We start from the raw sequence: 13,913 nt of genomic DNA on the forward strand, positions 1-13,913 counted from the left end.
CGGGTCAGCGGTCGTTGGTGCGCTGCACCGGGTCGACGAACGGCTGCGGGGCGGGCTGCGCCTGCTGGTAGCCGGCCGGCGGCGGGGTCTGCTGGTAGCCCTGCGGCTGCTGGTAGCCCGCGGGCGGCGTCTGCTGGTAGCCGGGCTGCTGCTGGTAGGGCTGGTGCACCTCACCCTGCAGCGGTGTGCGCCCGTGCTGCGCGTCCGCTTTCTCCGCGAGGTTGGGGTCGGCACTGTTGTTGTCGTCGACGAGACCCTTGGTCTCCGCCTTGATGATCCGCAGCGAGCGTCCGAGGGAACGCGCCGCGTCCGGCAGTCGCTTCGCGCCGAACAGCAGCACGAGCACGACGACGAGAACGATGATGTGCCATGGCTTGAGGGCGCCCATGGGATGACTCCAGTCGGTCGGATCAGGTGGCCGGTCCATCGTACGTGTGGATTCCGTCGATGATGCCCACCGGATGGCCCGGGTTTCTTACGATCTCGCTAAGTGTCTGCTGTCAAACGGGGTTTCTCCCACTGTTCATCGTCCCAGCCCCGCCTGGATCGTGGCGACCTTCTCCTGCATGCGTTCGGCCCGCTCCTGCACCTGCAGGACGGTCCGCTGCAGCTTCTCGGCGCCGGCCTGCAGCACCATCGCCTCTTCCTGGCGGCGCTGCAGCTTGACTGCGGCACGGCGCAACTCGGACAACCGGCCCAACAGGCGCAGACCGCACCAGACCAGGATGAACAGCGCGATCACTCCGACGGCGATCCAGACCCACATCAGCACCCGGTAACCCTAGCGCCTGTCCCGCCCGAGGGCCGGGAGCGAGGCGTGGTCCCGGTGCCCGGCTAACCCGCGGAGTACTGGTCCAGCGCGGTGGCGGCCTGCGCCCGGATGCGTTCCACCAGCTCCGGCGGTCCCAGCACGGTCACGTCCGGTCCGAGACCGGCCAGGAAACGCTGCGCCCAGCCCAGGTCGGTGACCCGCATGGTGACCCGCCACTCGCCGGTCTCCCGGGTGACCTCCTCCACCGGGTAGTACTCGGTGATCCAGCGCCCGCCGCGCCCCACCCGCAGGGTGACCAGCGGCAGGTCCGGGCCGGGCCGGAAGACGCCGCCGGTGACGTCGTGCGGCACCGCCTCGACCGGCGGGGCGGACGGTTCGGGCAACTCGGTGAACCCGTCGATCCGGTCGATCCGGAACAGCCGGGTCCCCTCGGCCCGCCGGCACCACGCCTCCAGGTAGGCGAACCCGCCGACCATCAGCATCCGCATCGGGTCGACCACCCGTTCGCTGGTCTCGTCCCGGGCGGCCGTGTAGTAGGTCAGGCGCAACGCGTTCCCGGAGTCGACCGCCGCACGGACCGCGGCCAGCTTCTTCTGGTTGGCCGGCAGCCGCACCGCGACCGGGGCGGTGGCCAGGTCACCGGCCGCGCTCTCGATCTTGGCGAGGGCGCGTTCGATCGCGTCCCGGGTGCCGATGCCGGGCGTCTCGGCGAGCATCCGCAACGCCACGATCAGCGCCAGCGCCTCGTCCGGGTTGAGCCGCAACGGCTTGTCCATGCCGGCGTCGTGACTGATCGTCACCCGGTCGCCGTCCAGTGCCATGTCGATCAGGTCACCCGGGCCGTATCCCGGCAGGCCGCAGACCCAGAGCAGCTCCAGGTCCTCGCGCAGCTGACGCTCGGTCACCCCGAGGTCGGCGGCCGCCTCGGACACCAGGATCCCCGGGCGGGCCAGCAGGTAGGGCACCAGGTTGAGCAGCCGGCCGAGACGGTCGGCCGAGGTGCGGGGCGTGGTCGCGCGCTGCTGCGGGGTCATCGGGACACCGCCGTGACCTCGTGCCGGGACACCAGTTCCTTGAGGTGCTGGATCACCGCGGTCCGCAACTCGGGCGGGCCCTCCGCGCGGGCGTCCGGGCCGTACCCGGCGATCCGTGAGGCCAGCCACTCGGCGTCGCCGTACAGGATGGTCAACCGGTCGCCGTCCGGGGTGGCCACCGACTCGGCCGCCAGGCGCCGCAGACCGGCCGCCCGGCCGGGCCGGACCGTCACCGTGGCACGGCCGGTGCGGGCGACCGGACCGGAGAGATGCGCGACGTGACTGATCAGATCGGTGTCCCCCGGCGGGGTGAACGCGTCCGGCTGCCCGGTGGCCCGGACGTCGCCGACGATGCGGGACAGCCGGAAGCAGCGGGTGGCGGCGCGGTCCTTGTCGTGACCCACCACATACCACCGGCCGCGCCAGCAGACCACGCCCCACGGCTCCAGGCGGCGGGTGGTCGGCTCGTCGACCTCGGGCACGCGGTACTTGAACGTGACGGCCCGGCGCTGGCGGGCCGCGGCGGTCAGCGGGCCGAACGACGGGTCGACGGTGACGACCGGCTCGACACCGAGCGTGGCCTGCGGGTCCACCTCGACCCCGGCGGCCCGCAGCTTGGCCAGACCCGACGAGGCGGCGGCGGCCAGGCCGGCGTGCTGCCAGAGACGTGCGGCGATGCCCACGGCGGCGGCCTCGTCCGGCTCCAGCAGGATGTCGGGCAGGGCATACTCCCGCGGGGCGATGCGGTAACCCGGCTCCTGGTCGAAGATGCTCGCCGTGCCGGTCTCCAGCGGCACCCCGAGCTCGCGGAGCTCCGCCTTGTCCCGCTCGAACTTGCGCTGGAACGCCTCGTGGTCCCGCGGGTCCTCAGGGTCGTGCTCGTAACCGGGCACGGTCAGCGCGATCTGCGCGGCGGTCAGGAACCGGCGCGTGGACAGCAGGCAGATCACCAGGTTAACCAGGCGCTCCGTACGAGTGCGCGACACCGCGCAACCCTAGCAACCCGCAAGTCGGGACGGTTATCCGTGATGGCCAGGGGGAAATGATGGCACCCGTGACCGACGCAGCCGCCCCCACCCCCTCGGGCCCCGAGTCGGAGAGCATGGGCACCGTCCTGCTCGCCGGCGCCGCCAACCTCGTGATCGCCGTGGCGAAGCTGGTGGCCGGGCTCGCCTCCGGATCGGCGGCGATGCTCTCCGAGGCGGCGCACTCGGTCGCCGACACGGTCACCGAGGTCTTCCTCTACGTCGCCCTGCGGCGCGGCGCCCGGCCCGCCGACGAGGAACATCCCTTCGGGTACGGCAAGGAGAGTTACGTCTGGGCGTTCATCGCCGCCCTGTTCACCTTCGTCGGCGGTGCCGGATTCTCGATCTATCACGGCGTCGACACCATCCTCGAGGGCGAGGCCAGCGGCGATTATCTCGCGTCGTACGTCGTGCTGGCCGTGGCGTTCGCGGCCGAGGGCGTCTCGTTCCTCAAGGCCCGCCGTCAGGTGCTCGGCGCGTCCCGGCGGTGGAACACCACGCCGCGGCGCTTCCTGCGGCTCACCTCGGACACCACCGTCAAAGCCGTCTACTTCGAGGACTCGGCCGCTCTGATCGGCCTGGTCCTGGCCGCCGGCGGGCTGGGCCTGGCGCAGCTCACCGGCTCCGAGCTGTGGGACGGCGTGGCGTCCATCCTGATCGGCCTGCTCCTGCTGGTGGTCGCCACCGTGCTGGCCCGCAGCAACATGTCCCTGCTGGTCGGCCGGGCGGTGCCGCGCCGCGTCCACCGGCAGATCGCCGCCGACCTGGCCGCCGTCGACGTCGTCACCGCCGTACCGACCCTGTTCACGATGCAGATCGGGCCCGGCGACATCCTGGTCGCGGCGAAGGTCGACTTCGCCGACGACGCGACCGGCGCGGCCATCGAGGAGGCCTCCGACGAGGCCGAACGCCGTCTTCGCGAACGCTTCCCGGAGATCCGGTACGTGTTCCTCGACCCGACCCGGGGACGGCCCGGACACACCCACACCGAGGGCGGCCTCCCGGTGTGACCCTGTGTAGGGTCGCCGCATGGTGCGATGGCGGGCCGGGACGGTCCTTGCGGTGCGGCGTTCCTGGCGCGGCGCGGTCGAACTCGACGTGGAGACCACCGGCGGGCCGCTGCGTGCGCTCGCCTACCCGTCGCTGACCGGCGCTCCGGAGGCCGGCGACCGGGTCCTGCTCAACGTCGGTGCGCTCGTCATGGGCCTCGGCACCGGCGGGTACGCCCTGGTCGTGGCCCTGCCCGACCGGTTGCCGGCGGACCCTGCCGACGACGGTGCGACCCGCGACCACGGCCACCTGGTCAAGGCCCGTTACACCCCGCTGCAGCCGATCCTGCTGGGCGTGGACGAGGAGGCCTCCCCGCACCGGGAGACGATGGCCACGGCCGACACGATCGACGGCATGCCGGTGGTCACCGCCGACCTGCACTCGGCGTTGCCGGCGATCCTGGCCGGGGTGCACGCCGACCGGCCGGACGCCCGGGTCGCCTACCTGATGACCGACGGCGGTGCCCTGCCGGCCTGGTTCTCCCGCACCCTCGACGGCCTGCGTGGCCATCTCGCCGGCACGGTCACCACCGGGCAGGCGTTCGGCGGTGACCTGGAGGCGAGCACGGTGCACACCGGTCTGCTCGCCGCTCGGCACGTGCTGCGGGCCGATGTCACGATCGTCGCGCAGGGGCCGGGGAATCTGGGGACCGGCACCACCTGGGGGTTCTCCGGGGTGGCCCTGGGCGAGGCGATCAACGCGGTGGCGGTGCTCGGCGGGCGGCCGGTCGGGTCGCTGCGGATCTCCGACGGGGACGGGCGTGACCGGCACCGCGGGGTGTCGCACCACAGTCTGACGGCTTACGGCCGGGTGGCGCTGGCCGCTGCCGACCTGCCTGTCCCCGACGGGCTCGAGCCGGCTCTGGCGGCTGTGGTGGACGCGGCTCTCGTTCCGCTGGCGGCTCGGCACCGGATCGTCCGGGTCTCGTCCGACGGGTTGGACCCGGCTCTGCGGGCCTGTCCGGTGCCGTTGTCGACCATGGGCCGCAAGCTGGATCAGGACCACGGCTATTTCCTGGCCGCTGCCGCCGCTGGGCGGCATGCCGCATCCCTGCTCTGAGGCTGCGTCGTCTCGCCTTCGGGCGGCGACCATTCACGCAGGTAGCCCGAAGGGCCCTCGGCGGGAGCGACGGTCTGTACCCACCACCCGGCTACGACATGAATTTGATCTTGCGCTGGGAAACGCCTATCGGGACGTGATGATCAGATAGAGCCAGCCGAGCACCAGGGCAGCCAAGAGCGACACATAGACCCACGTCGGGATCTTGTGGTTGCCGGCGCGGTCTCGCTTGATCTGTTGGTAGATGCGCTCGCGGCGACGCTCGACGCGGCCCCAGCGGACCTCCTGCTCGGAGCGCTCGGGGGGTTCGGGGGGCAGGTCAGGCCGGCCGGGCATGGCATTCATAACCCGGCCAGCTTAGCTCGTGTTTCGTAAGGGATGGCTGGGCTGCGGCGTGGCCCAGCCGCCGTCTGGCCGCACGTCGCGAACACCCGGATACAACCCCGGTATCCGGGCGCCCGCGCCGCACACCCAGACGACACCTGGACCTCGCCTCGCTCCTGCCCCCCTTACGAAACACGAGCTGACGTGCCGTCACATGCTGGCGATCAGCCGTTCGACCCGCTCGTCGTAGGCGCGGAACGGGTCCTTGCAGAGAACGGTGCGCTGCGCCTGGTCGTTGAGCTTGAGATGCACCCAGTCGACGGTGAAGTCGCGGCGCTTCTCCTGGGCGTGTTTGATGAACTCGCCGCGGAGGCGGGCGCGCGTGGTCTGCGGCGGCGTCTCCTTGGCCTCGAAGATCTGCAGGTCGTTGGCGATGCGGTCGACCTGGTTGCGCTTCTCCATCAGGGCGTAGAGTCCCCGGCCGCGACGGACGTCGTGGTAGGCCAGGTCGAGCTGCGCGATCCGCGGGTGGGACATCGGGATGTCGTGTTTGGCCTGGTAGCGCTCGATCAGCTTGTATTTCGAGACCCAGTCGATCTCGCGGCTGACGCTGTCGAGGTTGCCGGTCTCGACGGCGTTGAGGACGCGGCCCCACAGCTCGACGACGCGCTTGGCGACCGGATCGCCACCACGGCGCTCGACGAACTCGGTGGCCTTGGCCAGGTATTCCTGCTGGATCTCCAGGGCGGAGACCTCTTTGTTGTTGGCCAGGCGGATCTTGCGGCGGCCGGTGATGTCGTGGCTGACCTCACGGATCGCGCGGATCGGGTTTTCCAAGGTCAGGTCGCGCATCACCACGCCGGCCTCGATCATGCGGAGCACGATGTCGGCGGCGCCCACCTTGAGCAGGGTGGTGACCTCGTTCATGTTGGAGTCGCCGACGATCACGTGCAGGCGGCGGTAACGCTCCGCGTCGGCGTGTGGCTCGTCGCGGGTGTTGATGATCGGGCGGCTGCGCGTCGTCGCGCTGGAGACGCCCTCCCAGATGTGCTCGGCGCGCTGGGACAGGCAGAAGACCGCGCCGCGCGGGGTCTGCAACACCTTGCCCGCGCCGCAGATCAGTTGGCGGGTGACCAGGAACGGGATGAGCACGTCGGCGAGACGGCCGAACTCGCCGTGCCGCGAGACCAGGTAGTTCTCGTGGCAGCCGTAGGAGTTGCCGGCCGAGTCGGTGTTGTTCTTGAACAGGTAGATCTCACCGGCGATGCCCTCGTCGTGCAGACGCTTCTCCGCGTCGACCAGAAGGCCCTCCAGGATGCGCTCACCGGCACGGTCGTGAGCGACCAGGTCGGTGACGGAATCGCATTCGGGAGTCGCGTACTCAGGGTGGGAACCGACGTCGAGGTAGAGGCGGGCGCCGTTGCGGAGGAACACGTTGCTGCTGCGTCCCCAGGAGACCACTCGGCGGAACAGGTAGCGGGCCACCTCGTCCGGAGACAGCCGCCGCTGCCCCCGATAGGTGCACGTGACTCCGTACTCGGTCTCGAGGCCGAAAATTCGCCGTTCCATGAAGAAACACTACTAGCTACTTCAGCCTCAGCGGGACCCACAAGCCACGCTTTCCCGGGAGACCGGGCGCGCTTCTCGCGCTTTTCTCTGGGTACGCGTGAAAGAACGCCCGTTCGCCGCCGGGGAGTTCCGGGGCCGAACGGGCGTTCTTCCGTGCTCGTCTACTCGGACTTCGTCTCGTCCGCCTCCGGGGCGGCCGACACCGTCGGCTTTCCCTCGGACGGCGCGGGCGGCGCCGAGTCCACATCGCCGAGCTCGGCCTCCGGCACCGACTCGTGCCCGAGCAGAGTGGTCAGCGTGGAGTCCGCGAGCCGGCGGAACGCGCGGCCCGGCCGGCGCCGGTCGATGACCGCCACCTCGAGCTGCTTGGCCGTGAGCGTGCGGGCCTGGCCGTTCTCTCCGCCGACGCTGCCCAGCGCCTCGGCGGCCAGGACCAGGGCGGTCTGCAGGTCAGCCGCGGTGTCGTGGCGTTCCTTGAGGACGGCGGCGATCGCCTCGGCCTGCCCGCCCATCGCCATGAAGCCGGGCTCGTCCAGGGCCGAACCGTCGTACATGATGCGGTACAGCTCGTCCTGCTCCGGCGTGGCGCCGACCTGCGCGATGCAGATCTCCACCTCGTACGGCTTCTGGGTCTCCGAGAAGATCGAGCCGAGCGTCTGGGTGTACGCGTTCGCCAGCGCCCGCGCGGTCACGTCCCGCCGGTCGTAGCTGAGGCCGAGCATGTCCGCCATCCGCACACCGGCACGGCGCAGGCTCTCGAACTCGTTGTACCGCCCGACCGCCGCGAACGCGATCTTGTCGTAGATCTCGCTGATCTTGCGGAGGGTGGTGATGTTCTCGGCGACCAGCAGAATGCCGCCCTCGTAGGAAAGCACCACAGCCGACCGGCCGCGGGCGATGCCCTTACGGGCGTACTCCGAGCGGTCGCGCTGAACCTGCTCGGGTGATGCGTAGAACTGCATGGCCACGGGTGGCTACTCCTTCTCCAGCGCCGTGCGGATCAACCGCCCGGGTTCTCCGCACGTCCCGACACGACCTGTTCGGCGACCGCCGCGGTCTCCGCGTCGGTCAGCCGGTGCGTCCCGGCCGACGTCGCGGTCATCACCACCGGGTAGATCTTGCGAATCACATCCGGCCCACCGGTGGCCGTGTCGTCGTCAGCGGCGTCGTAGAGCGCCTCCAGCGCCAGCCGGATCGCGTCGTCGGTCCCGACGCCGGCCCGGTAGCGCTTCTTCAGCGCGGACTTGGCGAACAGCGAACCGGAACCGATCGCCTCGTAGCCGGTCTCCTCGTAGAGGCCGCCGGCCACGTCGAAGCTGAAGATCCGGCCGGGAGCGGTGCCCTCGGCGGGTGCCAGGTCGAACCCGGCGAACAGCGGCACCACCGCGAGACCCTGCATGGCGGCGCCGAGGTTGCCGCGGACCATGGCCGCGAGCCGATTCGCCTTGCCGTCGAGCGAGAGCATGGCGCCCTCGATCTTCTCGTAGTGCTCGAGCTCGACCTGGAACAGGCGGATCAGCTCGATGCCGATGCCGGCGGTGCCCGCGATGCCGATCAGTGAGTACGAGTCGGCGGGGTGCACCTTCTTGATGTCCCGGCTGGCGATCAGATTGCCCATGGTCGCCCGGCGGTCACCGGCCATCACCACGCCCTCGGCCGTCGCGATGGCCACGATCGTGGTCCCGTGCGGCGCGATGTCGGCGGAGAGGCCCGGCGGGAGGGGGCGCCGGCCCGGCAGCAGCTCCGGCGCGGCCTGGCTCAGGAACTGCGTGAAGGAGGACGTCCCCGCGTTGGTGAAGAAATCCGGTAGACGCCCGGATGGATCAAAGCCCGTCGCCACGTGGTTCCTTTCTCAGGTACGTATCGCATCGGCGAGAAAACCCACCGTGCAGTTGAAGCACAATATCCCGCGCGCCGATGCCGTGCGGTGAACATCATCGACGTGTTGCGAGGCATTTCCCGCGTTCGATCGAAGCGGGAGCAGCACCGGACGCTGCCCGGCCCCGAGGGCGGGCAGCGTCCGGTGAACTATGTCAACTAAATCGGACAAAAGGCGTCACTGGCCGCCTTTTTGCACATATCCACGCACGAACTCTTCGGCGTTCTCCTCGAGGACGCTGTCGATCTCGTCGAGCAGATCGTCGACGTCCTCGGTGATCTCCGCATGCCGCTCGGCGACCTCGGGATTGGCCTCGACGGTGACGTCCTCGATCTCCTGGTCGCTGTGTCCCTTGCTGGACTGCGACTGACCACCGGTGTCTCGGGTTGCCATTGGATGTCCCCCTTCTCAGCCACCCGAAGTAACCGCAACATCGGGTTGGGAAAAACCTACCTCGCGCCTGTGACGAAACGCATTACCGGCTCGTGATCACCTCGAGGAGATCCTTCGCGCTCTCACACGTGTCGAACAGGGCACCGACATGCTTGCGGGTGCCTCGTTCCGGTTCCATCATCGGCACCCGGACGAGGGACTCCCGGCCGACGTCGAAGATCACCGAGTCCCAGCTGGCGGCGACCACTTCGGACGCGTACTGCGCGAGGCAGCGGCCCCGGAAGTAGGCCCGGGTGTCCTCCGGCGGCTCGTACATCGCGCGCTGGGTGTCGTCCGGCTCCAGCAGCGTCTTCATCGAGCCACGGGCCACCAGGCGGTGGTAGAGGCCCTTCTCCGGGCGGACGTCGGCGTACTGCAGGTCGACCAGCTGGAGTTTCGGCGAACTCCAGCCGAGGTTCTCCCGCTCGCGGTAGCCCTCCAGCAGCCGCAGCTTGGCGACCCAGTCGAGGCTGTCGGAGCAGAGCATCGGGTCGCGGCCGAGCTTGTCGAGCACGTCCTCCCAGCGGTCGAGCACGTCCGCGGTCTGCTCGTCGGCGTCCGCGCCGTAACGCTCGTCGACGAACTGCCGGGCCCGCTCGTAGTAGGCCCACTGCAGGTCGAGCGCGGTCAGGCGGCGGCCGTCGCGCAGCCGCATCAGGTGCTTGAGCGTCGGGTCGTGGCTGACCGCCTTGAGCTCGCTGACCGGGTCGGCGATGCCCAACTCGCCGGTGAACACCTTCTCCTCGATCATGTTGAGCACCAGCGCGGTGGTGCCCATCTTGAGGTAGGAGGCGATCTCGGACAGGTTGGCGTCCCCGATGATCACGTGGAGCCGGCGGTACTTGTCAGCGTCGGCGTGCGGCTCGTCGCGGGTGTTGATGATCGGCCGTTTGAGCGTGGTCTCCAGGCCCACCTCGACCTCGAAGAAGTCGGCACGCGAGGAGAGCTGGAAGCCCGCGCCGGAGCCGTCCTGCCCGAGACCGACCCGGCCGACGCCGCAGAACAGCTGGCGGGTGACGAAGAACGGGGTCAGGTGGGCGACGATGTCGGCGAACGGGGTCTGCCGGCGCATCAGGTAGTTCTCGTGAGAGCCGTAGGAGGCGCCCTTGTTGTCGGTGTTGTTCTTGTAGAGCTGGATCCGGTGGGCGCCCGGGATCGTGGCGGCGCGCCGGGACGCCTCGGCCATCACCCGTTCACCGGCCTTGTCCCACTTGACCACGTCGAGCGGGTTGGTGCACTCCGGAGTGCTGTATTCCGGGTGGGCGTGGTCGACGTAGAGCCGCGCCCCGTTGGTCAGGATGACGTTGGCGAGACCGAGATCCTCGTCGGCGAGGGCCTCGGCCGGGTCGTAGGCGGCACCGGAGTAGGTGAATCCACGGGCGTCGCGCAGCGGCGACTCCTCCTCGTAGTCCCAGCGTGCGCGCCCGCCGCGGTTGAGCTCGGGGCGTGCGCCGTAGGCGTTGACCACCTGGGAGGACGTGACCATCGGGTTGGCGCCGGGCTGGCCGGGCACGGAGATGCCGTACTCGACCTCTGTTCCCATAATCCGTCGAACGCTCATGCGACCACCCTGTTCTTTAGGACCGCGCCGTCCTTGGAGACCTTGCTGTCCGCCACGAAGCCAAGCCAGCTCATGTATCGAGCCTAGACGCTCTCACGTTGCTTTCCGAAGCTCGGCGTGCGCGGCGTGCCACCTTCCGTGTCCATCCGGGACCGGGCGAGGCGCCGTCCGGGCTCCTCGACGAACCGGTGCGAGGCCCAGGCGACAGCAAGCGTCCCGGTCACGAAACCGACAATGATCAGGGGGCGGCTGTCGGTGAGGCGCACGACCAGCCCCAGCACGAGGATGTGCAGCAGATAGAGCGAATAACTGACCGTTCCCAACCAGGTCAGCACGGCGGGCACCCGGCGGTGACGCAGCGCGAAAGCGCCACCGAAAGTTACCAGCACCGCCAGCGGAACTTCCCAGCCCTTCTCGCCGGTCCAGCCGCCGAACACCACCACGAGCGCCACCAGGTTCCCGCGACCGATCTGGCCGTGCTGCACCCGGTACACCACCGTCCCGGCGAACATCACCGCCAGGAACAGCAGCGCCTGCCCCGACGAGGCACTGGTCACCCACTTCGTGGCATGACCGTTCACGAAAGCGGGCGTGGCCATCCCCAGGCCCACACCGCCGGCCATCACGATCACGATCCTCGACCCTCGGGTGTACGCGAGAAAGCAGCCGCCCAGAAGCAGCAGCGCCAGTCCCGCAACGGCCAGACGGTCCCGGGCCGTCGCGCCGAGCAGACCGTCCGGCAGATACGGACCGCCGAGCACGGCGACCGCCGTCAACCCGGTCGCCCACCAGGCGCTGAGACGGTGCAGCCGCCACGCGAACAGTCCCGCCACGACCAGATAGAAGAGCATCTCGAAGCTCAGAGTCCAGAACGGGCGGACGAGTCCGCGTACCCCCAGAAGGTCCTGAAGCATCGACGCGTGCGCGAGCACGCTCGCCGAGGTCTCCCCGCGCCACTGCTCCGGCAGTCGGTACAGGCCCGCGGCGGCCAGGGCGAGGGCGAGCAGAATCGTCAGCAGGTAAGCCGGGTAGATCCGGGCGATCCGGCCCGTCCAGAACCGGCGCAACGAACCGTGCCGCTCCAGCGACATCGGGATCACGTAACCGCTGACCAGGAAGAACAGCAGAACGGCGTACTTGCCGGCGTCGAAGGCGCGGTACAGCGCGAGGTGCCGGTCGGCGCCGAGGACGACCGGGCTGAGATGGAAGGCGGCCACGACGACGGCGGCATAGCCGCGGAGAGCGTCGAGCCACGCCAGGCGGGTCCCGTGCATACGGGGTGAAACGACGGCGGTGCCGGCGGGGAAACCCCTCCGGCACCGCCGTCGGTTGATTACAGGTACTGACCGGTGTTGCTGGCCGTCTCGATGGACCGGCCGGCCTCGGCGCCCTTGCCACCGGAGACGAGCGTGCGGATGTAGACGATCCGCTCGCCCTTCTTGCCGGAGATGCGCGCCCAGTCGTCCGGGTTCGTGGTGTTCGGCAGGTCCTCGTTCTCCCGGAACTCGTCGACACAGCTGTCGAGCAGGTGCTGCAGGCGCAGCCCCTTCTTGCCGGAGGTGAGGAACTCCTTGATCGCCATCTTCTTGCCGCGGTCCACGATGTTCTGGATCATCGCGCCGGAGTTGAAGTCCTTGAAGTACAGGACCTCCTTGTCACCGTTGGCGTAGGTGACCTCGAGGAAGCGGTTCTCCTCGGTCTCCGTGTACATCCGCAGGACGACCGCCTCGATCATCGCGGCGACCGTCGCGTCCCGGTTGCCGCCGTGCTCGGTCAGGTCGTCACCCGAGAGCGGCAGGTCGGCCAGGATGTACTTCCCGAAGATGTCCTTCGCCGCCTCGGCGTCCGGACGCTCGATCTTGATCTTCACGTCGAGACGTCCGGGACGCAGGATCGCCGGGTCGATCATGTCTTCCCGGTTGGAGGCGCCGATCACGATCACGTTCTCCAGGCCCTCGACACCGTCGATCTCGCTGAGCAGCTGGGGAACGATGGTGTTCTCCACGTCGCTGGAGACACCCGAACCACGGGTCCGGAAGATCGAGTCCATCTCGTCGAAGAACACGATCACCGGGGTGCCCTCGCCGGCCTTCTCACGGGCCCGCTGGAAGACCAGGCGGATGTGCCGCTCGGTCTCACCCACGTACTTGTTGAGCAGCTCCGGGCCCTTGATGTTGAGGAAGTAGCTGGTGTGCTTCTCCTCGCCACGCCGCTCGGCGATCTTCTTGGCCAGCGAGTTGGCCACCGCCTTGGCGATCAGGGTCTTGCCACAACCGGGCGGGCCGTAGAGCAGGATGCCCTTCGGCGGGCGCAGCTGGTGCTCCCGGAACAGGTCGGCGTGCAGGAACGGCAACTCCACCGCGTCACGGATCTGCTCGATCTGCGAGTGCAGACCACCGATGTCGGTGTAGTCGACGTCGGGGACCTCCTCGAGGACGAGCTCCTCGACCTCACTCTTCGGGATCCGCTCGTAGGCGTACGCCGAACGCGGCTCGATCATCAGTGAGTCGCCCGCGCGCAGCTTCGTGATCTCGAGCGAGTCGGCGAGGAACACGATGCGTTCCTCGTCGGCGTGGGAGACCACCAGAGCCCGGTCGGCGGCGCCGCCACCCGGGTTGTCCAGGACCTCCTTGAGCAGGACCACCTCACCGGTGCGCTCGAAGCCGAAGGCGTCGACCACGTTGAGCGCGTCGTTGAGCAGGACCTCCTGCCCGCGCTGGAGCTCCTCGACCGCGAGCGACGGCGAGACCGCCACCCGCAGCTTGCGGCCGCCGGTGAACACGTCCACCGTGCCGTCCTCGTGTGCGGTCAGGAACACGCCGTAGCCGCTGGGCGGCTGGGCGAGCCGGTCAATCTCTTCCTTGAGAGTGACGATCTGGGCTCGGGCTTCCTTGAGGGTCGCCACGAGCCGCTCGTTGTTCTCGGTCACTCGGGCCAGCTGCGCCTGCGTTGCCGCGAGCCGTTCCTCAAGCTGCCGGACGTGTCGGGGGCTTTCGGTCAACTTCCGCCTGACCAGGGCGAGTTCCTCCTGAAGGAACGCGACCTGACTGGAGAGATCGTTGGCCTCTTTCTCCCATCGTGCGGCGCGGGAGTCCGCTTCGTCGCTACGTGCCACGTCCCACCTCCCCGGGGGGCTCGAACGTCTTGGCTTAACACTAGCTGTTGCGAAGCGGTTTTCGACCCATGCAACACCCTCGTCACCGACTAT

14 protein-coding genes are annotated in these 13,913 nt (G+C 69.2%); 2 read left to right on the forward strand and 12 right to left on the reverse strand.

The window, feature by feature from the left end; genetic code table 11:
• Positions 1-4: 4 nt before the first annotated feature.
• The 4 genes from tatA to WH85_RS17595 form a co-directional block, all read right to left on the reverse strand.
• A complete protein-coding gene (tatA, locus tag WH85_RS17580) occupies positions 5-388 on the reverse strand; it encodes a Sec-independent protein translocase subunit TatA (RefSeq protein ID WP_045742954.1) in 384 nt (127 codons plus the stop codon).
• Between the two features lie 135 nt (positions 389-523).
• Positions 524-766, reverse strand: a complete 243-nt coding sequence (locus WH85_RS17585; protein WP_045742994.1) for a hypothetical protein — start codon at positions 764-766, stop codon at positions 524-526.
• Positions 767-834: 68 nt separating this feature from the next.
• Positions 835-1,806, reverse strand: coding sequence for a helix-turn-helix transcriptional regulator (locus WH85_RS17590; protein ID WP_045742955.1), 972 nt, complete (start codon positions 1,804-1,806; stop codon positions 835-837).
• Positions 1,803-2,792, reverse strand: a complete 990-nt coding sequence (locus WH85_RS17595; RefSeq protein ID WP_045742956.1) for a helix-turn-helix transcriptional regulator — start codon at positions 2,790-2,792, stop codon at positions 1,803-1,805. The genes WH85_RS17590 and WH85_RS17595 overlap by 4 nt, the downstream gene beginning before the upstream one ends.
• Before the next feature lie 59 nt (positions 2,793-2,851).
• Here WH85_RS17595 and WH85_RS17600 point away from each other — a divergent pair, with 59 nt between their 5' ends.
• Together WH85_RS17600 and WH85_RS17605 are read left to right on the forward strand one after the other, a co-directional pair.
• Positions 2,852-3,841, forward strand: a complete 990-nt coding sequence (locus WH85_RS17600; protein ID WP_045742995.1) for a cation diffusion facilitator family transporter — start codon at positions 2,852-2,854, stop codon at positions 3,839-3,841.
• Between the two features lie 19 nt (positions 3,842-3,860).
• A complete protein-coding gene (locus tag WH85_RS17605; protein ID WP_045742957.1) occupies positions 3,861-4,940 on the forward strand; it encodes a DUF3866 family protein in 1,080 nt (359 codons plus the stop codon).
• 126 nt (positions 4,941-5,066) lie between these two features.
• Here WH85_RS17605 and WH85_RS17610 read toward each other — a convergent pair whose 3' ends face one another.
• From WH85_RS17610 to arc, 8 genes are all read right to left on the reverse strand, one after another.
• A complete protein-coding gene (locus tag WH85_RS17610) occupies positions 5,067-5,285 on the reverse strand; it encodes a hypothetical protein (RefSeq protein ID WP_245673982.1) in 219 nt (72 codons plus the stop codon).
• A gap of 189 nt (positions 5,286-5,474) precedes the next feature.
• Positions 5,475-6,833, reverse strand: a complete 1,359-nt coding sequence (pafA, locus tag WH85_RS17615; protein WP_045742958.1) for a Pup--protein ligase — start codon at positions 6,831-6,833, stop codon at positions 5,475-5,477.
• A 161-nt stretch (positions 6,834-6,994) separates the two neighbouring features.
• Complete coding sequence (gene prcA / locus WH85_RS17620) at positions 6,995-7,801, reverse strand: proteasome subunit alpha (protein WP_045742959.1); 807 nt, start codon at positions 7,799-7,801, stop codon at positions 6,995-6,997.
• Positions 7,802-7,833: 32 nt separating this feature from the next.
• On the reverse strand, positions 7,834-8,673 hold the full coding sequence (prcB, locus tag WH85_RS17625; protein ID WP_045742960.1) for a proteasome subunit beta: 840 nt from the start codon (positions 8,671-8,673) through the stop codon (positions 7,834-7,836).
• Positions 8,674-8,889: 216 nt separating this feature from the next.
• Positions 8,890-9,105, reverse strand: coding sequence for a ubiquitin-like protein Pup (locus WH85_RS17630; protein ID WP_045742961.1), 216 nt, complete (start codon positions 9,103-9,105; stop codon positions 8,890-8,892).
• Between the two features lie 82 nt (positions 9,106-9,187).
• The gene (dop, locus tag WH85_RS17635) at positions 9,188-10,705 is read right to left on the reverse strand and encodes a depupylase/deamidase Dop (RefSeq protein ID WP_045742962.1); all 1,518 of its coding nucleotides are present in this window, start codon (positions 10,703-10,705) and stop codon (positions 9,188-9,190) included.
• Between the two features lie 83 nt (positions 10,706-10,788).
• A complete protein-coding gene (locus WH85_RS17640; protein WP_052720515.1) occupies positions 10,789-11,979 on the reverse strand; it encodes an acyltransferase family protein in 1,191 nt (396 codons plus the stop codon).
• A 59-nt stretch (positions 11,980-12,038) separates the two neighbouring features.
• Positions 12,039-13,820 (reverse strand): proteasome ATPase, encoded by a 1,782-nt coding sequence (gene arc, locus WH85_RS17645; protein ID WP_045742963.1) that lies wholly within the window; start codon positions 13,818-13,820, stop codon positions 12,039-12,041.
• Between the last annotated feature and the right edge of the window lie 93 nt (positions 13,821-13,913).

The sequence above is a fragment of the Actinoplanes rectilineatus genome, from assembly GCF_000962825.1.
Taxonomy (GTDB): domain Bacteria; phylum Actinomycetota; class Actinomycetes; order Mycobacteriales; family Micromonosporaceae; genus Actinoplanes; species Actinoplanes rectilineatus.